The sequence below is a fragment of the Nocardia sp. NPDC059228 genome, from assembly GCF_042754245.1.
GTDB lineage: Bacteria > Actinomycetota > Actinomycetes > Mycobacteriales > Mycobacteriaceae > Nocardia.
Genome location: NZ_JBHZAL010000010.1, coordinates 29,846 through 52,286, shown reverse-complemented (window position 1 = coordinate 52,286; position 22,441 = coordinate 29,846). Strand labels below are relative to the sequence as shown.

The 22,441-nt window shown below is 69.6% G+C and carries 20 protein-coding genes; 16 read left to right on the top strand and 4 right to left on the bottom strand.

Annotated elements, in window-relative coordinates; genetic code table 11:
* Positions 1–51 precede the first annotated feature (51 nt).
* Positions 52–930 carry a LysR family transcriptional regulator ArgP gene (locus ACFXKA_RS17705; RefSeq protein ID WP_379428037.1) on the bottom strand — a complete coding sequence of 293 codons (879 nt, stop codon included), beginning with the start codon at positions 928–930 and terminating at the stop codon, positions 52–54.
* Positions 931–1,003: 73 nt separating this feature from the next.
* Here ACFXKA_RS17705 and ACFXKA_RS17700 point away from each other — a divergent pair, with 73 nt between their 5' ends.
* Complete coding sequence (locus tag ACFXKA_RS17700; protein ID WP_379428036.1) at positions 1,004–1,621, top strand: LysE/ArgO family amino acid transporter; 618 nt, start codon at positions 1,004–1,006, stop codon at positions 1,619–1,621.
* A gap of 53 nt (positions 1,622–1,674) precedes the next feature.
* On the opposite strand, the gene ACFXKA_RS17695 is transcribed toward ACFXKA_RS17700, so the two are convergent.
* The 3 genes from ACFXKA_RS17695 to ACFXKA_RS17685 form a co-directional block, all read right to left on the bottom strand.
* Complete coding sequence (locus tag ACFXKA_RS17695; RefSeq protein WP_379428035.1) at positions 1,675–2,487, bottom strand: hypothetical protein; 813 nt, start codon at positions 2,485–2,487, stop codon at positions 1,675–1,677.
* A gap of 84 nt (positions 2,488–2,571) precedes the next feature.
* A complete protein-coding gene (locus ACFXKA_RS17690) occupies positions 2,572–3,582 on the bottom strand; it encodes a Gfo/Idh/MocA family oxidoreductase (protein WP_379428034.1) in 1,011 nt (336 codons plus the stop codon).
* A gap of 14 nt (positions 3,583–3,596) precedes the next feature.
* A complete protein-coding gene (locus ACFXKA_RS17685) occupies positions 3,597–4,601 on the bottom strand; it encodes a LacI family DNA-binding transcriptional regulator (protein WP_379428033.1) in 1,005 nt (334 codons plus the stop codon).
* 252 nt (positions 4,602–4,853) lie between these two features.
* On the opposite strand from ACFXKA_RS17685, the gene ACFXKA_RS17680 reads away from it, so the two are divergent.
* From ACFXKA_RS17680 to ACFXKA_RS17610, 15 genes are all read left to right on the top strand, one after another.
* The gene (locus tag ACFXKA_RS17680; RefSeq protein WP_379428032.1) at positions 4,854–5,771 is read left to right on the top strand and encodes a TIM barrel protein; all 918 of its coding nucleotides are present in this window, start codon (positions 4,854–4,856) and stop codon (positions 5,769–5,771) included.
* 18 nt (positions 5,772–5,789) lie between these two features.
* On the top strand, positions 5,790–6,785 hold the full coding sequence (locus tag ACFXKA_RS17675; protein WP_379428031.1) for a sugar ABC transporter substrate-binding protein: 996 nt from the start codon (positions 5,790–5,792) through the stop codon (positions 6,783–6,785).
* Positions 6,786–6,805: 20 nt separating this feature from the next.
* Positions 6,806–7,861 (top strand): ABC transporter permease, encoded by a 1,056-nt coding sequence (locus ACFXKA_RS17670; RefSeq protein ID WP_379428030.1) that lies wholly within the window; start codon positions 6,806–6,808, stop codon positions 7,859–7,861.
* A complete protein-coding gene (locus ACFXKA_RS17665; protein WP_379428029.1) occupies positions 7,858–8,670 on the top strand; it encodes an ATP-binding cassette domain-containing protein in 813 nt (270 codons plus the stop codon). Before ACFXKA_RS17670 ends, ACFXKA_RS17665 begins: the two co-directional genes overlap by 4 nt.
* The gene (gene iolC, locus ACFXKA_RS17660; RefSeq protein ID WP_379428028.1) at positions 8,667–9,605 is read left to right on the top strand and encodes a 5-dehydro-2-deoxygluconokinase; all 939 of its coding nucleotides are present in this window, start codon (positions 8,667–8,669) and stop codon (positions 9,603–9,605) included. The genes ACFXKA_RS17665 and iolC overlap by 4 nt, the downstream gene beginning before the upstream one ends.
* Complete coding sequence (locus ACFXKA_RS17655; protein WP_354846415.1) at positions 9,596–10,489, top strand: aldolase; 894 nt, start codon at positions 9,596–9,598, stop codon at positions 10,487–10,489. The genes iolC and ACFXKA_RS17655 overlap by 10 nt, the downstream gene beginning before the upstream one ends.
* Positions 10,486–11,388, top strand: a complete 903-nt coding sequence (gene iolB / locus ACFXKA_RS17650; protein WP_379428027.1) for a 5-deoxy-glucuronate isomerase — start codon at positions 10,486–10,488, stop codon at positions 11,386–11,388. The genes ACFXKA_RS17655 and iolB overlap by 4 nt, the downstream gene beginning before the upstream one ends.
* Positions 11,385–13,250 carry a 3D-(3,5/4)-trihydroxycyclohexane-1,2-dione acylhydrolase (decyclizing) gene (gene iolD, locus ACFXKA_RS17645; protein ID WP_379428026.1) on the top strand — a complete coding sequence of 622 codons (1,866 nt, stop codon included), beginning with the start codon at positions 11,385–11,387 and terminating at the stop codon, positions 13,248–13,250. Before iolB ends, iolD begins: the two co-directional genes overlap by 4 nt.
* A 152-nt stretch (positions 13,251–13,402) precedes the next feature.
* Positions 13,403–14,905, top strand: coding sequence for a hypothetical protein (locus ACFXKA_RS17640; RefSeq protein WP_379428025.1), 1,503 nt, complete (start codon positions 13,403–13,405; stop codon positions 14,903–14,905).
* A gap of 107 nt (positions 14,906–15,012) precedes the next feature.
* Positions 15,013–16,164 carry a serine hydrolase domain-containing protein gene (locus tag ACFXKA_RS17635; protein ID WP_379428024.1) on the top strand — a complete coding sequence of 384 codons (1,152 nt, stop codon included), beginning with the start codon at positions 15,013–15,015 and terminating at the stop codon, positions 16,162–16,164.
* A 317-nt stretch (positions 16,165–16,481) separates the two neighbouring features.
* Positions 16,482–17,291: an alpha/beta hydrolase fold domain-containing protein gene (locus ACFXKA_RS17630; RefSeq protein ID WP_379428023.1), complete on the top strand. Its 810-nt coding sequence runs from the start codon at positions 16,482–16,484 to the stop codon at positions 17,289–17,291.
* Entirely contained in the window at positions 17,288–17,893 is a 606-nt protein-coding gene (locus ACFXKA_RS17625) for a TetR/AcrR family transcriptional regulator (RefSeq protein ID WP_379428022.1), read from the top strand. Before ACFXKA_RS17630 ends, ACFXKA_RS17625 begins: the two co-directional genes overlap by 4 nt.
* On the top strand, positions 17,890–19,293 hold the full coding sequence (locus tag ACFXKA_RS17620) for an FAD-dependent monooxygenase (RefSeq protein ID WP_379428021.1): 1,404 nt from the start codon (positions 17,890–17,892) through the stop codon (positions 19,291–19,293). Before ACFXKA_RS17625 ends, ACFXKA_RS17620 begins: the two co-directional genes overlap by 4 nt.
* Before the next feature lie 204 nt (positions 19,294–19,497).
* The gene (locus ACFXKA_RS17615) at positions 19,498–21,450 is read left to right on the top strand and encodes an MFS transporter (RefSeq protein WP_379428020.1); all 1,953 of its coding nucleotides are present in this window, start codon (positions 19,498–19,500) and stop codon (positions 21,448–21,450) included.
* Between the two features lie 44 nt (positions 21,451–21,494).
* Positions 21,495–22,409 carry a winged helix-turn-helix transcriptional regulator gene (locus tag ACFXKA_RS17610; protein WP_379428019.1) on the top strand — a complete coding sequence of 305 codons (915 nt, stop codon included), beginning with the start codon at positions 21,495–21,497 and terminating at the stop codon, positions 22,407–22,409.
* The last annotated feature ends 32 nt before the right edge of the window (positions 22,410–22,441 follow it).

Below are 22,441 nucleotides of genomic sequence, written 5' to 3'. Positions count from 1 at the left end.
CCGGGTGACGGAAAATGAATCCCCTTGTGGCCGATCGCAACCTGTGGCCTTTCACAACAGGGATTCCGCGGCGGCTTCGGCGATCGTAGCGGCCACGAGGGTCAGGGCCGGGGAATCGAGCCGCCATTGCTGCCAGTAGAGCGGGACATCTACGAATACCTTCTCATCCAGCGAGATCAGCTCGTCCTCGGGGCGGATCATGAGGTCGGGGATCATCCCCCAGCCCATACCGGCGCATATCGCGTCATTGAATCCGGCCGAGGACGGGATGTAATGCCGGGGCGGATCCACGGGTTTGCGGGTGTAATGACGCATGAGCCGGAACTGCAGATCGTCCTTGCGGTCGAACAGCACCACGGGCGCGTGTGCGAATGATCTCGCATTCGGGCCGTCGGGAAACCAGGTGCGGGCGAAGGCGGGCTGTGCCATGGGCCGATAGCGCATGGCTCCCAGCCGCCGCACCGTGCAGCCCTGTACCGGCGCGGCGGTGGAGGTGATGGCCGCCATGACGGTGCCGTCGCGCAGCAGGCGGGTGGTGTGTTCCTCGTCCTCGCGATGGACGTCGAACGACACCCCGGCGGCGGCGCGGCCGAGCGCCGGAATGACCCAGGTCTGCAGCGAATCGGCATTGACGGCAATGGGAATGACCACCCGGGCGGCGCCGGGCTGGTGCACGTCGCCGAGTTCGCGCGCGGTATCGCCGGTGAGCAGCTGGATCTGGCGGGCCAGCCGCAGCACCGTCAGCCCGGATTCGGTGGGCTGCACGGGTTTGGTGCGCTGTACCAGGATGCGGCCCGCGGCGTCCTCCAGCGCCTTGATGCGCTGGCTGATTGCCGACGGTGTCACGCTGAGCCTGCGGGCGGCGGCGTCGAAGGTGCCCTCGCTGATGACGGCGTCGAGCGCGCGCAGTTGGTCGAGCTGTAGATCCATAGTAAGAGATCGTAATGGTGCCTCAGAATCTTTAGCTGGCCTGGTGCTGGACGCCTGCCCTACTTTCGAGCGTGTGAACGCATCATCGGCGGCCCTGGCGGCCATCTCGGGACTCGGATTCGGCCTGTCGCTCATCGTGGCGATCGGCGCGCAGAACGCCTTCGTATTGCGTCAGGGGATCCGGCGCGAGCATGTCCTGCCGGTGGTCGCGGTGTGCATCGGCTCCGACGTGATCCTCATGACCCTGGGCGTCGCGGGCTTCGGGGCGATCGTGAACTCGGCCCCGACGATCATGACCATCGCCAGGTACGCGGGGGCGGCCTTCCTGCTGGGCTACGCCGCCCTCGCCGCCAAGCGCGCGTTCTCCGCCTCCGCCCTGTCCGCGGGCGGCGGCGCGCCCATCGCGCTGGGCGCGGCCGTGGCCACCTGCCTGGCCGTCACCTGGCTCAACCCGCACGCCTATCTGGACACGGTCGTGCTGCTGGGATCCTTCGCCAATACCTATGCCATCCCGGATCGCTGGTTCCTCACCGCGGGAGCCATTGCGGGCAGTCTGATCTGGTTCGTCTCGCTCGGCTTCGGCGCTCGGCTGCTGGCCCCGGTCTTCGCGAAGCCGCGCGCCTGGCGGGTGCTGGATTCGGTGATCGCCCTCGTCATGACGGGTCTCGCTGTCGGTTTGCTGATGAGCTGACGCCCTGGACGACAGTGACGGCCGGTCGTATAGCACCTGTCAGGAAATCGCGCTCAGGACACGGGTTTCCATGCGCCGACGTAGTTGCCGTTGTTGTTTCCGTTGGTGGGCAGGCAGGTGACGGCCCGGCCGCTGGAGGACTTGGCCACCACGTCCTTCTTGAGATTGCAGATCGTGCCGGGCTCGTGCGTTCCGCTGGTCACCGGGCCCGGGCTGTCCCACACATAGGTCGGCGTCGTCGATCCCGCGCGGCGGGAGCACAGCAGCTGGGTGCCGTTCGGGGCGTAGCCGAAGGTCCCGGCCTCGGTCGCGTTGCACGGGAATCCGAGTGAGGGCGTGCTGACCGACAGCCAGCGGAGCGTGTCGTCTCCGGACACCGTGCAGGTCAGGACCGAGCCGTCGCCCGCGACAGCGGTCTGACCGGCCTGGGTGCAGGTCCCGCTGACCGCGGCCGCGCTGGTCGTCGTGGTCGTCGTGGTGGTGGTTGTGGTGGTCGTCGTGGTGGTGGTGGCCGTGTCGGGCGCCGTGGTCACCTCGGCCGCCCGCGCGGTCGTCATGGGTGACGCCGGTGTGGTGGTCGTGAGCACGATTCGCGTCGGCGCGGGGCCCTTGGTGGCATTCGGGGCCGCGTCCCAGTTGCCGTGACCGGACAGGAGCAGGCCGCCGATGGCCAGCAGCGCTACGACGATCGTGGCCGTGAGACCGATGATCACGTACCGGCTGGCCTGCGAATTCCGCGGCCGGGCGCCGCCGGGCCCGGCCTGCCGCCCGTCGTGGTCGTCGCGCACCGCGTCGAACACGACGGTGTCCTGCGTCCACAGCTCGTCCTGTGGATGATAGCCCGGTGGTATCGAATTGCCGTTCATCCCAATAGCTCTCGTTCGGATCCCGCTGTCATCACCGGGCACCCCGGAGGATAAACGGCGATCCTGCCGCGCGGTAGCCGGGATTTATCGGCGAATGTCGGCCAGCCGCACCGGCCTGCCCTGATGCCGGGACAGCTCGCAGGCCTCGGCGATGTAGAAGGCCTCCAGAGCGTCGGCCGGCGGGCACGGATTGGCCAGCCGGCCGGTGATCACGCCCAGGAAGGTGGTCAGCTCCTCGGTGTAGGCGCCGTGGAAACGGTCCATGAAACCCGGATAGGCGGGCAGGCCCGAGGGCGATTGGCCGGGTTCGACCGAGTGCAGCGGGGCGCGCTCGTCGAGTCCGACGATGGCATTGCCCTTGGAGCCCAGCACTTCCAGCCGCACGTCGTAGCCCGCGCCGTTGTAGCGGCTGAGCGCGACAGTGGCCAGTGAGCCGTCGTCGAGGCGCAGCACCACCGCGGCGGTGTCGACATCGCCCGCCTCGGCGAAGACCCGGTCTCCGCGATTGGATCCGGTGGCGTAGACCTCCACCACCTCGCGGCCGCTGACCCAGCGGATGATGTCGAAATCGTGGACGCCGCAATCGCGGAACAGCCCGCCCGAGCGCGGAATGTACTCGGCGGGCGGTGGCGCGGGGTCGAGGGTGGTGGCGCGCAGGGTGTGGATCCAGCCCAGGTCCCCGGCGGCGACCGCGGCGCGCGCGGCCCGGTACCCGGCGTCGAAGCGGCGCTGGAAGCCGATCTGGACCGGCACGGTCGAGCGCTCCACGCGTTCGACCACCTGCAGCGTGCCCAGAATGTCGGCGGCGATGGGCTTTTCGCAGAAGACCGGGATGCCGCGGTCGACGGCGGCGGTGATGAGGGCCGGGTGGGAGTCGGTGGCGGTGGTGATGACGAGGCCGTCGATACCGGCGGCGAACAGCGCCTCGATATCGGGCGCGTACTCCACCTCGAGCTTGTCGGCTGCGGCGCGGGCGCGTTCGGCATCGGTGTCGGTGACGACGACCGCGCTCACACCCGGTAGGGCCCTGAGGGTTTCGGCGTGGGAGGTGCCGATGCGGCCGGTGCCGGCGAGGCCCACTGTGATCGGGGACATGGCGATGGCTCCTGTCAGTCGCGGGGTGGGGCGGTGGTCGAGCGGACGACCAGTGACGGCTCCAGGCGTTTGCGCACCGGGTCGGTGCGGTCGGCGCGCAGTCGCTCGGTGAGGGCCTCCACGGCCAGCCCGCCGATGCGGGTGCGCGGCTGGTCGACGGTGGTGAGCGCGACGTGCCGCAGCGCCGCCAGCGAGGTGTTGTCGTACCCGACGACCGAAACGTCCTCGGGCACACGCAGTCCCGCCTGTTCGAGCGCGGCCATCGCGCCCACGGCATTGAAATCGTTGCCGCACACCAGTGCGGTGGGAAAAGTGCTGGGGGAGAAGATGTTCAACAGGGTGCGGACGGCGGCCGCGCCCGCCTCATCGGTGTGCTCGCTGGGGATCACCATGGGTTCGAGGTGGTAGCGGGCCATGGCGGCGGTGTAGCCCTTGCGCCGTGGCGGCGCCGCGAAGGCCGCGCCGCCGTCGAGGTGCACGATGCGCCGATGCCCCAGGGCGACAAGGTGATTCACAGCCAGTGCCGCGCCGAGCTCGCCGTCGTCGTTGACGGTGTCCACGGCCGGGCTGGTGGAGGTGCGCGAGACCAGGACGACCGGGCAGCGCGCCGCCGCGTCGCGAATGGCGGAGGCCGGCAGCACCGGGGAGAGCAGGATGACCCCGCCCGGGCGGAAGCCCAGCAGGCTCTCCAGTGCGGTCCGTTCTCGCGTCGCGCTGCGGCGTCCGGTATTGAGGATGAGCTCCAGCCCGGCCCGCCGCGCCGCCTCGTCCATGCCCTCGACCACATCGGCGAAGAAGGGATTGCGCAGGTCGGACACCATGACTCCGACGATATTGGAGGTGCGGCTGGCCAGCGACCGCGCCATGGCGTGTGGTTGGTAGCCGAGTTCGGCGGCCGCGGTGAGCACCGCGCGGCGGCGGTGCTCGCTGACCTTGGGGGAGTTCCGCATGACCAGCGAGACCAGCGCCCGGGAGACGCCGGCGCGGGCGGCGACGTCCTCCATGGTCGGTCTGGTCATGGTCGCCTCCCGTCGTTATCGATGTGTGTCGCACGCTACAGCGTTGCCGTGGCCCGGGGCAATGGAGCGCTCTAATCGGATATTCTGGACACCTGTGTTCGGTGCCATTTCGCCTGGAAGGCAGCGTTTTCCGTGATTAGGCACTACTTTTCGGCACATGTCGAACCCTTGACACCAGAGTGAGCCAGGTTACATTGTTGGAGCGCTCCAACGAGCCTCACCGATGGCCAACGACGGGTCTGGGAAGTGCCGATGACCGAACCGCTCCATCCACTGCGTATCACCCCCCTGCGCATCGCCGCCGCGCCGATCTCCTGGGGGGTCTGCGAGGTCCCCGGCTGGGGGCATGTCCTGGAACCGGACATCGTCCTGGCCGAGATGGCCGGCCTCGGCCTCACCGCCACCGAGTTCGGCCCGCCCGGCTACCTACCCGACGACCCCGTCGAGCTGCGAAAGACCCTGAGCACCTACGGTATTGCGCCGATCGGCGGCTTCCTCGCCCTGGTGCTGCACCGCGAACCCGACCGGGCCGTCACCGCCGCCCGCGCCGCGGCCGAGCGGTTCGCGACAGCCGGCGCCGAGATCCTGGTGCTGGCCGCGGCCACCGGACAGGACGGGTACGACACCCGGACACCCCTCGGTGATCGTGAATGGCGGACCCTCATCGACACCGCGGCCGCGGTCGGCGAGATCGCCGCCACCCACGGCCTGCGCGTCGCCCTGCACCCGCACGTGGGCACCCACGTCGAGACGGCCGCCGAGGTCGATCGCTTTCTCGCCGACTCCGGGCTGGACCTGTGTGCGGACACCGGGCACCTGCTCATCGGCGGCACCGACCCGGTCGATCTGGTCCGCCGTCACGCGGATCGCCTCGGGCACATCCACCTCAAGGATGTCCGCGCGGCCGTGGCCGCCGAAGTACGCAGCGGCAGTATGGAATACAGCGAAGCCGTCCGGCAGGGGCTCTACGTTCCGCTGGGTACCGGAGATGTCGATATCGCGGCCCTGGTCCGCGCGGCGCACGCTGGGGGATACCGGGGCTGGTATGTGATCGAGCAGGACACCGCATTGCGTCCCGGCGCCACCGCCGAGGGCCCGACGGGTGACGCTCGGCGAAGTCTGCGACACCTGGCCGAGATCGGTGCTGGTCTCGCCTCGGCTCGGATCTAGTGGGAGGTGACGACGACGATGTCCGCAATCTCCCGATCGCGCCGCCCCCGCCGGCTGCGCCTGTCTCCCTGGCTCGCGGCGGCTGCCGTACTCGCCGCCTGCAGCGGCCCCGGCGCCGATGTCACCGGACCCGCCCAGGCCCCGGTCGCGGTGGGCACCCTGAATTCGGTGGCGGTGGTGACCCACGGCTCGCCCGGTGACGCCTTCTGGAACGTGGTCAAGAACGGTGCGGAAGCCGCCGGGAAGGACCTCGGCGTCCGGGTCGAGTACAACTCCTCGGGCGATCCGACCCAGCAGGCCAAGCTCATCGACAATGCCGTGGCCCAGGGCGTGGACGGGCTGGTGGTGTCCATGGCCAACCCGGACGCGCTGAAGCCGTCGGTCGAGAAGGCCGTCGCCGCCGGGATTCCCGTGGTGACCATCAACTCCGGCGAGGCCGAGAGTGTCCCGTTCGGGGCCATCGGCCACGTCGGCCAGAGCGAGCGCTTGGCCGGTGAATCGGCCGGGAAGCGGCTGGCCGACGCCGGAAAACACAAGATGCTGTGCGTGATCCACGAGGCCGGGAATGTCGGCGCGAACGAACGCTGCGCCGGCGCCACCCAGGGCTTCGGGGCCGCGACCACGCTGCAGGTGGATATCAACAACCCGACCGATGTCCAGTCGCGCATCAAGGGCGCGCTGGAGGCCGATCGCTCCATCGACGCGGTGCTGACGCTGAATTCGCAGATCGCCGCCCGCGCCGTGGACGCGGTGCGGGAGTCCGCCTCGAAGGCGACGGTGGCCACCTTCGACCTGAATTCCGATGTGGTGAACGCGATCCGGGCCGGGACACTGCTGTTCGCGGTGGATCAGCAGCAGTACGAGCAGGGCTATCTGCCGGTGGTGATGCTGAAGCTCTACAAATCGAACCTGAACACCGTGGGCGGCGGCCATCCGGTGCAGACCGGCCCCGCGTTCGTGGACAAGAGCAATGTCGATGCCGTCGCCGCGCTGGTCGGCCAGGGCACGCGGTGAACCGGCCGGGAGACGATGAGATGACAACGACGACAACGACATCCGAGACCACGACGGTCGCGCCGCCGCCGGATCGGCTGGCCATTCTCAACCGGCTGGTAGCGCGCCCCGAGGTGGGCGCGCTGCTGGGCGCGGTGGTGGTCTTCGTGTTCTTCGGTCTCGTCACCACGAAATTCCTGAAGCCACTGGGTATTTCGACCTGGCTGGACGACGCCTCCACGCTCGGCATCATGGCGGTGGCGGTGGCCATGCTCATGATCGGCGGCGAATTCGACCTGTCCACCGGTGTGATGACCGCCTCCACCGCGTTGATCACCGGGCTGCTGGCGGTGCACGCGGGCTGGAATGTCTGGCTCGCGCTGGTGGTTTCGCTGGCCTTCGCGCTCACGGTGGGTGCGCTCAACGGGTGGGTGGTGATGCGCACCGGATTGCCGAGCTTCATCGTCACGCTGGGCACCTTCCTGGCACTGCAGGGCCTGAATCTCGGTGTGACGCGCTGGGCCACCGGCACCGTGCAGGTGTCGGGCGTGCGCGGCGCGGACGGATATCAGTCCGCCGGTTGGGTTTTCGCCTCCACCACCAAGATCGGCAATGCCAGCATCCAGGCATCGGTCGTGTGGTGGATCGTGGTCACTGCCATCGCGGCGATCGTGCTGGCGCGCACCCGCTTCGGCAACTGGATCTTCGCGGTCGGCGGCTCGCTGCCCACCGCCCGCGCGGTGGGCGTGCCGGCCACCCGCACCAAGATCCTGCTGTTCATGACCACCGCGTTCGCGGGCTGGATCGTCGGCGCGTGCAACCTGCTGCGGTTCGCCGGCGTGCAGGCCAATCAAGGTGTGGGACTGGAATTCCAGTACATCATCGCCGCGGTGATCGGCGGCTGCCTGCTCACCGGCGGGTTCGGTTCGGTGGTGGGCGCGGCCATCGGGGCGCTCATCTTCGGCATGGCGCGGCAGGGCATCGTGCTGGCGGGCTGGAACAGCGACTGGTTCATGCTGTTCCTCGGCGTGCTGCTGTTCTCGGCCGTGCTGGTCAACAACGCATTCAAGAAGCGGGCGGAAAGGGTACGCCGATGACCGCGACGGACAACGACAGCGCCGGGACCGCGGTGCCGCTCATCGAAACGGCCGGCATCGGAAAGAGCTACGGCGGCGTGGTGGCGCTGCGCGACGTGTCGACGGTGGTGAAAGCCGGTGAGGTCACCTGCGTGCTGGGCGACAACGGCGCGGGCAAATCGACGCTGATCAAGATCCTGGCGGGCGTGCACCAGCACGACACCGGGGAGCTGCGCATCGAGGGGCAATCGATGCGGCTGTCCTCGCCGCGTGCGGCGCTGGACCTCGGCATCGCCACCGTCTACCAGGATCTGGCGGTGGTGCCGCTGATGAGCGTGTGGCGCAACTTCGTGCTCGGCTCCGAACCGGTCAAGCGCTATGGCCCGCTCGAGCTGCTGGACCGCGGGCAGGCACAGGACATCGCGCGAAAAGGTCTGGCGGACATGGGGATCGACATCCCCGATCTGGAGCAGCCGGTCGGCACGCTGTCCGGCGGTCAGCGCCAGTGCGTGGCCATCGCGCGGGCGGTGCACTACGGGGCCAAAGTCCTCATCCTCGACGAGCCGACCGCGGCCCTGGGCGTGAAGCAGGCCGGTGTGGTGCTGCGATATGTCGTGCAGGCCCGCGATCGCGGACTGGGCGTCGTGCTCATCACCCACAACCCGCATCACGCCTACCCGGTCGGCGACCGCTTCCTGCTCCTCAAACGGGGCGCCACGCTCGGCAGCTACGAGAAGTCCGCGATCGACCTCACCGAGCTGACCCGGCAGATGGCCGGCGGCGCCGAACTCGAGGTGCTGCAACACGAATTGGAGCGGGTGGTGCCGTGACCGAGCTGGAGGTGCTGACGATCGGCCGGGTCGGCGTCGACCTCTACCCCGAGCAGAGCGGGGTGCCGCTCGCCGAGGTGACGACCTTCGCGAAATTCCTGGGCGGCACGGCCACCAATGTGGCGGTGGCGGCGGCGCGGCTGGGCCGCCGCGCCGCGGTGCTGACCAAGGTGGGGCCGGACGGGTTCGGAGATTTCGTGCGCGACGCCCTCGAAGGATTCGGGGTGTCGGCACGGTACGTGGGGACGGCGGCGGGACTGCAGACGCCGGTGGTGTTCTGCGAACTGAAGCCGCCCGCGGACCCGCCGCTGCTGTTCTATCGCGCGCCCATCGCGCCGGACCTCACCCTCACCGGGGACGAGGTCCCCTGGGACGTGGTCGATTCCGTGCCGCTGCTGTGGGTGACCGGGACCGGGGTGAGCGCCGAACCCGGCCGCACCACCCAGCGGGCCATCCTGGAACGCCGGGCCCGGCGCGGGCACACCGTGCTGGATCTGGACTACCGGCCCATGTTCTGGCCCGATGCGGCGACCGCGCGCGCCGAGATCGGCTGGATGGTCGATCACGTGAATGTGGTGGTGGGCAACCGGACCGAGGTGGAGGTGGCGGTCGGCACCGCCGATCCCGACGCGGCCGCGGACCGGCTGCTGGCCCGCGGAGTCCGGCTGGCCGTGGTCAAACGCGGCGCGGAGGGCGTGCTCATCGCCACCGAGTCCGAGCGCTGGACGGTGCCGCCCTGCCGGGTGGAGGTGCTGTGCGGGCTGGGCGCGGGCGACGGATTCGGGGGCGCGCTCATCCACGGGCTGCTGTCCGGCTGGGCTCCGCATCGCCTGGCCGCCTACGCCAATGCCGCCGGCGCGCTGGTGGCATCGCGGCTGGCCTGCGCCGATGCCATGCCGACCGATGCCGAGATCGAGGAGATGCTGTGCACCTGAACGATGCGCGGTGGTACGAACTGCTGCACACCCGCGCCACGGACCCCGAGGCCGTCCGGCGCGCCTACGCCGACCGGCGGCGACGTGCGAACCTGCTGTCGGACCGGGGAACCCTGTTCCTGGTGGCGGCCGACCACCCGGCCCGCGGCGCGCTCGGCGTCGGTGCCGACCGCACCGCCATGGCCGACCGCCGCACCCTGCTGGAACGGCTGCTCATCGCGCTGGCCAACCCCGCCGTCGATGGCGTGCTCGGCTCGCCCGACATCGTGGAGGAGTTGCTGCTGCTCGACGCCGTACACGAGAAGATCGTCATCGGCTCCATGAACCGCGGCGGGCTGGCGGGCGCCGACTGGGAGATCGACGACCGCTTCACCGGGTACGACGCCGAAGCGCTGGTGAAGTACCGCCTCGACGGCGGGAAAATGCTACTGCGCCTGGTCGATTCGGATCCCGGCACCATCCCGACCCTGGAGGCCTGCGCCCGCGCGGTCTCCGAACTGGCCGAACACGGGCTCATGGCCATGGTGGAACCCCTGCCCTACGCCCGCGACGCCGACGGTGCGCTGACCATGCACAAGGACTCCGCCTCACTGCAGCGAGCCATTACCGTCGCCTCCGGCCTCGGGGTCACCTCCGCCTACACCTGGCTGAAAATACCTGCGCCCGACGACGTCTCGGTGCTCGACGCCACCACACTCCCCGTCGTCATCCTCGGCGGTGCGCCCTCCGGCGACCCGGAATCCGATCTCGCCTCCTGGGGCGCGGCCCTGCGCCACGATGTCGCGCGCGGCCTGGTGGTGGGCCGCAGCCTGCTCTACCCACCGGACGGGGATGTCGCCGGCGCGGTGCAGGCCGCCGCCCAGGTGCTGGAGGCGGCACGATGAGCTCGACGCCGAAGGACCTGCATCGACCAGCCGGAACGCTGGTGGATTCGGGCGATCCCGTGCTGCTGACTCCGGAGGACGCGGGCTGGGCCTACGCCGGGTTGCGGGTGCTGCGGCTGGCGGCGGGGGAGCGGCGGGTGGTGAGGACCGGGGACTTCGAGGCGTTCGTGGTGCCGCTGGCCGGGGCGTGCACCGTGCGGGTGGACGGGCTGGTGTTCGAACTCGCCGGGCGGGATTCGGTTTTCACCCGCGTGACCGACTTCGCCTATGTGCCGCGCGACGCGGAGGTGGAGCTGACGACCGTGGAGGGGATCGAGCTGGCGCTGCCGATGGCGCGCTGCACGAAACGGCTGGACCCGAAATACGGTCCGGCCGAGCGGGTTCCGGTCGAGGTCCGCGGGGCGGGGCGGGCGACGCGGCAGGTCACCAACTTCGGGACGCCGGGCGCGTGGACGCACGCCGACAAGCTGAACGCGTGCGAGCTGCTCACGCCCGACGGGAACTGGTCCTCGTATCCGCCGCACAAGCATGACGAGGCCTCCGAGTGCGAGGTCGTCAACGAGGAGATCTATTACTTCCGCATTGCGGGGCGCGACGGAATCGCCACGGGGCCCGAGGGTTTCGGGATGCACCACATCTACACCGCCGACGGCTCACTCGACGAGACCGTGGCGGTCCGGGACGGCGATGTGTTCCTGGTGCCGCACGGCTATCACGGTCCGTGCACGGCCGCGCCCGGATACCCCATGTACTACCTGAACGTGCTGGCCGGGCCCGCGCCCGAGCGATCCATGGCCTTCTGCGACGACCCCGCGCACGCCTGGATACGGGCGGCATGGGCGAGCCAGGCGGCGGATCCGCGGTGCCCGGTCACCTCCCACGAAGGACGGCTCGCATGAAGCTCACGACCGCGCAGGCCCTGGTGACCTGGCTGATCGCCCAGCGCTCGGAAACCCTCGAGGGCGACGAAGTGCCGCTGTTCCCCGCGGCTTTCGGCATCTTCGGGCACGGCAATGTGCTCGGCCTCGGGACCGCGCTGGCCGAGCATCGCGACGAGCTGCCGCTGTGGCGCGGGCACACCGAGGAGGGCATGGCCCTGGCGGCGGTCGGGCTGGCCAAGGCCACGCAGCGGCGGCAGGTCGGGATCGCCACCTCCTCGATCGGGCCGGGCGCGCTGAACATGGTGACGGCCGCCGGTGTGGCACACGCGAATCGGCTGCCCGTGCTGCTGCTCCCCGGGGACACCTTCGTCAGCCGCGCGCCCGATCCGGTGCTGCAGCAGGTCGAGCACTTCGGCGACCCGACCGTCACGGTCAACGACGCGTTTCGCCCGGTGAGCCGTTATTTCGACCGGATCACCCGGCCCGAGCAACTGCTCGCGACCCTGCCGCAGGCGGCGCGGATCCTCACCGACCCCGCCGAGGCCGGGCCCGTGGTGCTGGCCCTGCCGCAGGACGTGCAGGCCGAGACCTACGATTTTCCGGACGCTCTGTTCGTGCCGGTCGTCCATCACGTGCCGCGTCCGCGGCCGGATCGGCGCGGCATCACCAAGGCCGCCCGTGTCCTGCGCGACGCGAAGCGCCCCCTGCTCGTCCTCGGCGGTGGCGTCCGGTACTCCGGTGCGGGCGGGCAGGCGCTGGAATTCGCTCAGCGCCACGGGATTCCGGTTACCGAGACGACCGCGGGCCGCACCCTGGTCCCGCACGACCATCCGTTGTACGCGGGACCGCTGGGCATCACCGGGGCGGCGTCGGCCAATACCCTCGCGGCGGCGGCGGACGTGGTGCTGGCGGTCGGCACCCGCCTGCAGGACTTCACCACCGCGTCCTGGACCGTCTTCGCGCCGGAAGTCCGTCTGGTCCACATCAATACCGCCCGCTTCGACGCCGTGAAGCACGGCGCGCTGGCCGTGGTCGGCGATGCCGACGCCACCCTGCGCGATCTGGAACCCGAAGTCGGCGAGTGGCTCGCCGACCCGGACTGGACGGCACGGGCCGCCGCGGTCCGGGCGGACTGGGACGCGCACATCGACAAACTGCGCGCGCCGACGCCGGGGACGCCCAGCTATGCGCAGATCGTCGGCGCCGTGAACGATCTCAGCGGCGCCTCCGACTACGTCATGACCGCCTCCGGCGGGTTGCCCGGCGAGCTGGTGGGCGGCTGGCGTGCGGCCGGCGGCGTACCGACCATGGATGTCGAATACGGCTTCTCCTGCATGGGATACGAGCTCGCCGGCGCCTGGGGTGCGGCGCTGGCCCGGGTGCAATCCGGCGCCGCGGAACCGGAGGGTCTGGTCACCACCCTGCTCGGGGACGGCTCCTACCTGATGCTCAATTCCGAGCTCTTCTCCGCCGCCTTCGCCGGGCATCCGCTGGTCGCGGTGGTCTGCGACAACGACGGGTACGCGGTCATCGCGCGACTGCAGCGGGGACAGGGGGCCGAGCCCTTCAACAACTTCTACGCGGATTGCCGCACCAATCACGCCACCCCGCCCCGGGTCGACTTCGCCGCGCACGCGCGGGCATTGGGTTGCGCGGTGTTCACCGCGAGCGAACTCGGCGAGTTCCGCGACGCCTACACCGGCGCGCGCGACGCCGCCCGCACCGGGCAGCGGCCCGCGGTCGTAGTGGTCCGCACCCGCCCGTCGACCTGGACCGAGGCCGGCGCGTGGTGGGAAGTCGGTGTGCCGCAGCATCTCTCGGGCCGTGCCGAATACGACCGGAACAAGCCCGGGCAACTGCGCTACACACGTTCCGGATGATCGACGCCGCCACGCCCGGGCGCTCGGAACTCCGGGCATCCCGCCGGTTGGGGCGACCCGCGCGCCGAATATATGGCAGACTCGGCGCAAACACGCGGACGGTCGCCGATCGGGAAGGCGCGTGCACGGGTTACGGGAGTTTGAAGGTCGCAATGGATCTCAGCGCCATCGAGCGCCAGGTGGCCGCGGATCGCGGGGCCGCGCGGGACCGGACGCCCGAAACCGAGCTGGCACTGGCCACCTCGCTGTGCGAGCTCGCCCGCGCGCTCATGGCCACCAAGAACGACCCGGCCCAGCGGGATCGGTCGGCGTCGGCTCTGGAGCCCGCACAGGAGGCGGTGCTCATCCGGCTGCGCTGGCTCACCGCCGGGCATGTCACCGCGCCCTTCGCCGCCGAGGTGACCGAGGCGCTGCGGTTGTTCGAGCAGGCCGCCCGCACCATCGGGCACCGGGAGCTGGCCACCTCCACCATCCGCAATGCCTGCCAGGCGTATCGGCATGTGGCGCAGAACTATCCGCTCGCGGCGGGCGCGTCCGCGGACGCGCTGTCCAAGTGCAGCGTGTGGCTGTGCCGGCTGGACCCCAAGGCCGCGGTCGCGGCGGGGGAGGACGCGGTGCGCATCCGCGCCGGGCTCTTCGCCGCCGACCCGGAGCAGGCCAACCGCTACCTCGCCTCGTTGAACACCCTGCTGCGCACCCTCATGGTGGGCCGCCAGCGCAAGCAGGCGCTGGCCATGTACCGCGAGTGCTACGCGGGTGTCACCACCCCGGCCATGACGCAGCGGCTGCGCGAAATCCGGGTCGAGGACATCGGATTCACCAGCAAGACCGTCACCGCCCTGCGCAAGCTGGAGTGCGCCACCCTCGAACGCGCGGGCTACCTGACCCAGCAGCAGATCCTCTATCAGACGGCCGGTGATCTGGCCACCATCGAGGAGATCAACTGGCAGCTGGCGCTGGTCGGCCTCAAGCCGATCGCCGCGGGCGCGCTGCCGGACCAGCCGTCCAAACCGGTGGAGATCAGCACCTCCTTCGGCGCGCTGAGCGTGCGCTGCTCCTCGCGCAATGCCGTCACCCTGGTGCGCGCGGCCATCCTCGCCGCCTACACCGCCGACGGCGCGCAACCGGTGCCCAGCTCGGCGTATCTCGGTGTCGACGAAAAGCACTGGAGCACACCCGAACCCGAGTCCAACCGCGCCGAACGACTGGGCGGGGACGTGGTGCTGATCGAGAAGGTCTCCGAGCACTGGGTCTCGGTGAAGAGCCTGAACTGGGAGGTGGCTCCGGTCGGCCGCCACCCGCTGGCGCTGCGGCTGTCGCGGGAGTGGCCGGTCGTCAGCGTCACCACCACCGAGCAGATGTCCTACGAGCTGTGCTGGTACGAAGGCGGCGCCGCCACCCAGTACGCGGCCCTCGGTCTTCCCGCGGCCCAGGCGCCGCTCGAAAAGCCGCTGGCCCCCTTGGATTTCAAGGCCCTGTCCGACTACGGCGCGGACTACGCCTCCGAGACCCAGGTCCGCTCCGCGTTCGGTAATACCACCATGTTCACCAAACTCACCTGCCTGCCCGGCAGTGGTATCCGCCAGGCCGCCGAGGCCGGGCCGCTCGCCTCGCACGGCTCCAACATCCTGTATTTCCGCGGCGCCGACGAGTAGTCGCGAGCTGTTCGCCACCCCACCGGATATCTCCACGAGGTACCCGGTGCCGGTGCATGTCGTGCTGGGCACTGGTTTGCAAAACTAGAACATGTTCTAATTCGGTCATGAACGGATTCGTGAAGGGCGAGGTCGATCCCGCCTTCCGGGCTGTGCGCGAGGTGTTCGAATCGAGCTTCGCCGACGGGCGGAACGCGGGGGCGGCGCTCGCCGTTTTCGTGGACGGGCAGGCGGTCGTCGATCTGTGGGGCGGCGTGGCGGATGCGCGGGCGAACCGGCCCTGGGAGCGGGACACCCCCGTGGTGACCTTCTCCTGCACCAAGGCCCTCACCGCCACGGCCGCCCTCGCCGTGGCCCACGACCGGGGAATCGGCTGGAACGAACCGGTGACGACCTGGTGGCCGGAATACGGTGCGGCGGGCAAGGAATCGACGACGCTCGCCGACCTACTGGCCCACCGCGCCGGCCTGCCGGCCTTCGACCGCCCGGTCTCGGTCGAGGAGGCCGCGGATCCGGCGGCCATGGCGGCGCTGCTGGCGGCGCAGGAGCCGATCTGGTCGCCCGGCGCCGAACACGGCTACCACGCGCTGACCTTCGGGTGGCTGGTCGGCGAATTCGTCCGCAGGCACACGGAATCCACGGTCGGCGACTACGTGCGCCGTCACTTCGGCGCGGAGCTGTGGATCGGCGCGCCGCCCCACATCGCGCAGCGGTCCGCGCGCACCGCCTTCCCGCCCGCTCGGGAGATGGCCTGGACCGACCCCGGGCCGATCGACGCGGATACCGTCACCAGGATGGCCGCCGCCTACCGCGACCCCGGCTCACTCGCGATGCGCGCCTCCACGAATCCCGTTGGCTCGTACAACAAGCCGGAGGTCCTGGCGGGCGGCTGGCCCGCCTCCGGCCTGGTCGCCACCGCTCGCGCGCTGGCCCGCTTCTACAGCGACCTGGTGAGCGGCACGCTGCTGCCCACGGCCGTGCTGCGCGACGCGGTGCGTGAGCAGGTGCGCGGTCCCGACTCGGTGTTGTTGCTGGAGAGCGCCTTCGGGCTCGGCTATATGCTCCCGTGTGAGAACTTCATCCTCCCCGGGCCTGCCCGGTCCTCGGCGTTCGGCCACCCGGGCGCGGGCGGCGCACTCGGCCTCGGCGACCTCGACAACCGTGTCGCGATCGCCTTTACCCCGAACCTGCGCCGCGACTGGCTCTCTGGCGATCGCCGCGCCCACGACCTGGTCGCCGCCACCTACAGCGCCCTGTAGCCGGCAGGCCCGGATGCCGGATGGCATAAGCCATCCGGCGCCCCTGCGCGCGGCGCGGTCCGGGCACTCCGTCAGGAAGTCTCGATGCGCGCCGAGCACCTGTTGAGCAGCAAAGTGCGTATGGGGTTGAAGTGTACGAAACGGTTTCGTACACTTCTGGGGTCCTGATGATCGGCAGTGCGGGGAGGGCTGAAATGTCCAGTGTTAGAGCGCATCTGATGATGTGCGCGATGCGAGCGCTGTGTGTTCGGCGTCGTCTCGACGGAGACGAGCGGATTCGGCGGTCGATCGCGGCGGATCGGCGGAAGGGTCCCGCCGTGCCATCGGCCGCGCTCCGGGCGCGGCTGGACGTGCGGGAGGGGGAGTTCGGGGGACACGGCGTCTATGTCCTGGGTCCGCGATCCGGGCAGCCTCGGCGGCGAGTGCTGTACCTGCACGGGGGCGGGTGGGTGCGGCCGATCACCGACCCGCACTGGGAGACGATCGCGAAACTGGTGGAGCTGCTGGACTGTTCGGTCACTGTTCCGATGTATCCGCTGGCACCCGAGCACAACGCCCGGGAGATCTTCGCGTGGCTGATATCCCTCTATGCCGACCGGGCATCCGGCGACGAGCTGACGCTCATGGGCGATTCCTCGGGCGGCAACCTCGCACTGTCCCTGGCGATGCAGGCCCGCGACCGCGGACTCCCCGCACCGGCGCGGCTGGTCCTGCTCTCGCCGCTGGTGGACGCGACCGTCAGTGATCCGCGGATCGACGAACTCGACCGGATCGACCCGATCATCCCCGCCCGCGGGCTACGCGTACTGACTCGGATGTTCGCCGGTCATCTCGACCTGAGCGACCCCGTGGTCAGCCCGCTGTTCGGGAGTCTGGACGGCCTGCCCCCGATCGCCCTCTTCAGCGGGACGCGCGAGATCCTCGGCGCCGACGCCCATCGGCTCTGGTCGAAGGCGACAGCGTTGGGCTTTCCGCTGACCTGGCACGAGTATCCGGGGATGCCGCACGTCTGGCCGCTGTTCCCGATTCCGGAGGCGCGGCGGGCGCTCGACGAGATCGCCGCCTTCGTCGTCGGTGCCGGCGGGATCGATCGGGGCCTGTCACGGGTGCCGGGATCAGCGGAATGAACGAAACCGTGTCGTACTCTTCAGTCGTGGTTCGAGGACAACAGCGTGTCGACGCGATCTTGGCGGCAACCGTGGACCTGGTCGCCGAGCGCGGCTACCCGGCATTGACCATGGACGCGGTGGCCGCGCGGGCCAATGCCAGCAAGGCGACCATCTATCGCCGCTGGCGCAACAAGGCCGAGCTGATCAAGGCGGCGCTGGACGCCCACGACGCCCGGCAGAATGCCGACATCCCGGATACCGGCAGCCTGCGCGGCGATCTGGTGGCGGTGCTGGAAACATTGCGCGACAAGGCGTCCGACCAGATCGCCGCGATGATCGAAGGCCTGATCGCCGCCATGCGTCATGATCCGGAGCTGGCCGCCGCGCTCCGGGAGCACACCGAGAACGAGGAACTGTCCCCGTTCCACGACGCGCTGCACCGCGCGATCGCCCGTGGCGAGCTACCCGGGGACACCGATACCGAACTCATCCACGACGTGGCCGAGGCAATGATCATGCGCCAGTTGCAGATCGGCGCCCCCTTCGATACCGCCTTCATCGACCGCCTCGTCGACGACGTCCTACTCGTCCTACTCCAGCATCGAGGAACCACGCAGTGACCGTTCTGATCGTCGGCGCCGGCCCGACCGGGCTCACCCTGTCCTGCGACCTGGCCCGCCATCACGTCCCGTTCCGCATCGTCGACAAGGCCGCCGGAGTCTTCCCCGGTTCCCGGGCCAAGGGTCTGCAACCGCGCACCCTCGAGGTGTTCGAGGACCTCGGCGTGCTCGACGCCATCCAGGCCGGCGGCGAGCCCTTCCCGAAATTCCGCCTGTACCACGGGCGGGAGGTGGTGTGGGAGCGCACGGTCTCCGAGATGCTCGGCTCCCCCCGCCTCACTGCCTCACCGGCGGTGCCCTATCCCGACACCTGGCTCATTCCGCAATGGCGGACCGAGGAAATCCTGCACGCCCACCTGACCGAACTCGGCGGGCAGGTCGAGTGGAACACCGAAATCATCGGTGTCACACAGGATTCCACCGGCGTCACAGCGCACACTGCGGACGGTGAGATTCGCGCCGACTATCTCGTCGCCGCGGACGGCGGACACAGCACCGTACGGAAGGCGCTCGGCGTCGGTTTCGCGGGCGACACCTTCGAGACCGAACGCACCCTGATCGGTGACGTCCGCGCCGACGGCCTGGACGGCCGGTTCTGTCACATCCTGACCGGGAACGGCGCGGTGGGCGACCGCTTCTCGCTGTGGAACCTGCCGGACAGCGACCACTACCAGTTCGTCGCCTCGATGCCCGCCGACCAGGTGCCGGACCTGACCCTGGACGGGGTGCGCCGGCTGTGCGCGGACCGCTCCGGCCGCACCGACATCCACCTGCACGATCTGCGATGGATCTCGCTGTACCGGGTGAGCGTCCGCATGGTCGACCGGTATCGGGTGGGCCGGGTGCTGCTGGCGGGCGACGCCGCCCACGTGCATTCCTCGGCCGGGGGACAGGGCCTCAACACCGGGGTGCAGGACGCCTACAACCTCGGCTGGAAACTCGCGGCCGTGCAGGCCGGTGCGGACCCGCAACTGCTGGACACCTATACGGCCGAACGAATGCCGGTCGCGTTGGCCGTGCTGGGCCTGACCACACAGCTGCACCGGCAGGACTTCCACGGCGGCGGGGCACCGGCCATCCACCAGCTCGACATCACCTACCGCAACGGTCCGCTGGCGCTCGACGACCGCAGCGAACCGGGCGAGCTCCGCGCCGGGGACCGTGCCCCCGACGGACTCTCCTCCTCCGGCACAAGGCTTTTCGACGCCTTCCGCGGACCGCATCACACCCTGCTGGCCTTCGACGCCCCCACCCCCGACCTCGGCGTCCCCGCGATCGCGGTGCCGGTAGGCGAGGGCTACGACGTGGCACCCGGCACCTACGTCCTGGTTCGCCCCGACGGCTATGTCGGCGCGATCAGCGAATCCGCCGAAGTCATCGGGAAATACCTGCGGCGCTGACTTCGGGGGCGTTTCCGGGCCACTCGGCACCTTCGCTGCGAGTGCCTGGAACACGCAATTTGTCGCAACTGTCCAGTGCGGATTTCGGTAACAGTGATTCAAGTCACTCATGACCGCTACCCTGTTTTCACCCGGCTGCTCGTGCTGCGTCGCGAAGGGCATTTCGGCTGCACGAAACGCCGTGGAGAGAAAGGCGTCTCGAACATGAGTAGCACATCGACCGCGGTACACCCGGCCGCGGACTTTCCCCCGCCGACGCTGGTCACCGGGCTGTGGCGGCGCAAGCTGCCGCACTATCCGGAAACGCCCGCCCGATCCTGGTATCTGTTCCTCGTTGTCGTCGTGTCGGTCGCGCTGTACTACCAGCTGTTCGTGTCCGGCGCGGTCGGCAACCAGCTGATCGCCTACTTCAATCTGAGCTTCCGGTACTTCGTCGGCATCTTCATCATCGGCGCGGCCTTCGGGGCCGTGGCCTCGGTGGTGACCGGGGTGCTCGACCGGTGGGGGCGGGCCAATATCGTCGCCTACGGCACGGTGATCACCTCGCTGCTCACGCTGTTCGCGCAACCGCAGTGCACGACCAAAGAGGCATACCTGGCCGTCTACTGCATGATCAGCATCGTCGAGGGCGCGGTGCTGGTGGCCACGCCCGCGCTGGTGCGCGACTTCTCGCCGCAGCTGGATCGCGCCTCCGCCATGGGGTTCTGGACCCTCGGCCCGGTGCTGGGCGCGCTGGTCACCACCGAGATCTCGACGCACACCCTCGACGCCCACCCGGACTGGCAGTTCCACTACCGGCTGGCCGGAGTGATCTGCACGGTGATCTCGGTGTTCGGCCTGATCGGGTTGCGTGAGCTCAGTCCGAGACTGCGCGACCAGATCATGGTGTCGCTGCGCGACAAGGCGCTGATCGAGGCACGGGCGCGCGGACTGGATGTCGAGGCGCTGGAACGCAATCAGTGGAAGCAGATGATGCATCTCGACATCGTCGGCTCGGCGCTGGCCATCTCGATCTTCCTGGCGTTCTTCTACACCATCGTCTCGTTCCTGCCGGTCTATATGGCGACCAACTTCGGCTTCACCGCCGCACAGGCCAATTCGCTGGGCAACTGGTACTGGATCGCCTCCGCCATCTCACTGGTGCTGACCGGCATCGTGTCCGACGCGATGAAGGTGCGCAAACCGTTCATGGTCTTCGGCGCGATCATCAGCATCATCGGTTGCTACCTGTTCCTCAGCTACACCGACAAACCGGGCACCGACTACTACACCTTCGCGGCAGTCATGAGCTTCACCGCCGTCGGCACCGGCATCGCCTACTCCACCTGGATGGCGAGTTTCACCGAGACGGTGGAGAAACGGAATCCGGCGGCCACGGCGGTCGGGCTCGCGGTGTGGGGCGGCGTGCTGCGGACCGTGGTGACGTTCGTGCTGCTGGGTCTGCTGTTCGTGGTCACCGCCGCAGGCACGCTGGTGAACTACGGACCGCGGCTGCAGACCATCAATGCCAAGTACCACGAGGAGATCGCCACCATCCAGACCGTCGGCGCGGATACGCTCACGGCCCTGGGTAAGAATCCGAACGACGAAGCGGCACAGGTCGCCGCGCTGGTGAAGCTGACGGGCGATTCCGCCTCGGATGTGAAGACCACCGTCGAACTCAATGCCAAGTACCCGGACGAGCTGGCCACGCTCCAGGCGATCGACACGCAGGTCCTGGTGAAGCTGATGACGAACCCGAACGATCAGGCGAGCGCGGCGACCGCGGTCGGCCAGGTCGCGAAGAAGTTCAATATCCCGCCGGATCAGGCCATCGCCCGGATCGCCGCCGCGCAGAAGGTTCCGGTCGATCAGCTCGCGGTGGCGTCTCAGACCGGACCGGCCCTGACGGCGGCGAGCGCCAAGCTCGAGGCTGTGAGCGCCATACCCGCCGACGATCTCGCCTATCTGTCCGCGCACGGCCAGGACGTGAAGCAGGCCCAGATCGACTCGCCCAAGCAGTGGAAGCGCTGGTGGTGGATCTGCCTGGTCGCGCAGATCTGCTTCATCCCGTTCGTGTTCATCATGGCCGGACACTGGAGCCCGAAGAAGGCGGCCGAGGAGGCGGCCGAGCACGACGCGGCCGTGGAGCGTGAGCTGGCGACCATGACCGAGTAGGCGGAAACCGTGCAGGTCCCCGCCCATGAAGTACAGTTATTGAAGTGACGAATCCGGTAGCCGCGACCTTCGATCTGCTCGGTGATCGCCTGACGCTGACGATCTTGCGGCACGCCTTCGTCGACCATGCGCGCCGGTTCACCCAGTGGGCCGATCGCACCGCAGCGCCGCCCGCCGTGCTCTCCGCCCGGCTGGCGGCGCTCGTCGATGCCGGGGTGCTGGTGCGCACGCCGCGGCCGGGCTCGGCCGATCGCTACGAATACCGGCTCACCGACCTGGGTTTGGCGACCTGGGAGATCCTGGTGTGCGTCTGGTCGTGGCAGCGGGAGTGGACGGCCGAGTGGGCGCTGCTGCCGGAGTTCACGCACACCCGGTGCGGGCATCGCGGCCCGCCGGTCGTCATGTGCCGGGGCTGCGGCCGCGACGTCACCGCCCACGACACCGAGGTGGAACTGGATCGGGATGCGCTGTGGCGCCTCACCTCCGGCCGCCGGCGCTCGGTGCGGGCGGCCGCGCTCGCCCGCGGCGACGCGCGTTTCGACGAGATCATGGAGGCCATCGGCGACCGGTGGAGCGCGGCCGTCACCGGGCTGGCCCTGGCCGGGGCGCGGCGGTTCTCGGATTTCCGTGCGGCACTGGGCATCTCGCCGACCACACTCACCGAACGGCTGGCGCGCCTGGTGGACGCGGGCATCCTGCAGCGGCCCGAGCCGGACGGGCGCGACTATCGGCTGACCCCGCGCGGGCGGGCGCTGTTCGGGGTCTTCGCCTTCCTGCTGGCCTGGTCCCAGCGCGCACATCCGGAAACCCCGGAACCGGGGCTGAGCCTCCGGCACAAGGAATGCGGCGCGGTGCTGGTACCCGCGCTGCGCTGCCGGGGCTGCGCGGCCGTGCTCGGCCGGCGGGACGTGCGCTTCGAGCCGCCGGCCGAGCGCCCGGCTCTTGACAGCCCTCAGTGAGACGCGTATCACTTCATTAACTGTAGTGAATC

Bases quoted from the DNA above. Each gene is read 5' to 3' on its own strand.
- ACFXKA_RS17670 (WP_379428030.1), top strand. From the start codon at position 6,806: ATGACAACGACGACAACGACATCCGAGACCACGACGGTCGCGCCGCCG.
- ACFXKA_RS17695 (WP_379428035.1), bottom strand. From the start codon at position 2,487: ATGAACGGCAATTCGATACCACCGGGCTATCATCCACAGGACGAGCTG.
- ACFXKA_RS17640 (WP_379428025.1), top strand. From the start codon at position 13,403: ATGGATCTCAGCGCCATCGAGCGCCAGGTGGCCGCGGATCGCGGGGCC.
- iolB (WP_379428027.1), top strand. From the start codon at position 10,486: ATGAGCTCGACGCCGAAGGACCTGCATCGACCAGCCGGAACGCTGGTG.
- ACFXKA_RS17665 (WP_379428029.1), top strand. From the start codon at position 7,858: ATGACCGCGACGGACAACGACAGCGCCGGGACCGCGGTGCCGCTCATC.
- ACFXKA_RS17705 (WP_379428037.1), bottom strand. From the start codon at position 930: ATGGATCTACAGCTCGACCAACTGCGCGCGCTCGACGCCGTCATCAGC.
- ACFXKA_RS17675 (WP_379428031.1), top strand. From the start codon at position 5,790: ATGTCCGCAATCTCCCGATCGCGCCGCCCCCGCCGGCTGCGCCTGTCT.
- ACFXKA_RS17615 (WP_379428020.1), top strand. From the start codon at position 19,498: ATGAGTAGCACATCGACCGCGGTACACCCGGCCGCGGACTTTCCCCCG.
- ACFXKA_RS17635 (WP_379428024.1), top strand. From the start codon at position 15,013: ATGAACGGATTCGTGAAGGGCGAGGTCGATCCCGCCTTCCGGGCTGTG.
- ACFXKA_RS17680 (WP_379428032.1), top strand. From the start codon at position 4,854: ATGACCGAACCGCTCCATCCACTGCGTATCACCCCCCTGCGCATCGCC.
- ACFXKA_RS17690 (WP_379428034.1), bottom strand. From the start codon at position 3,582: ATGTCCCCGATCACAGTGGGCCTCGCCGGCACCGGCCGCATCGGCACC.
- iolD (WP_379428026.1), top strand. From the start codon at position 11,385: ATGAAGCTCACGACCGCGCAGGCCCTGGTGACCTGGCTGATCGCCCAG.
- ACFXKA_RS17685 (WP_379428033.1), bottom strand. From the start codon at position 4,601: ATGACCAGACCGACCATGGAGGACGTCGCCGCCCGCGCCGGCGTCTCC.
- ACFXKA_RS17625 (WP_379428022.1), top strand. From the start codon at position 17,288: ATGAACGAAACCGTGTCGTACTCTTCAGTCGTGGTTCGAGGACAACAG.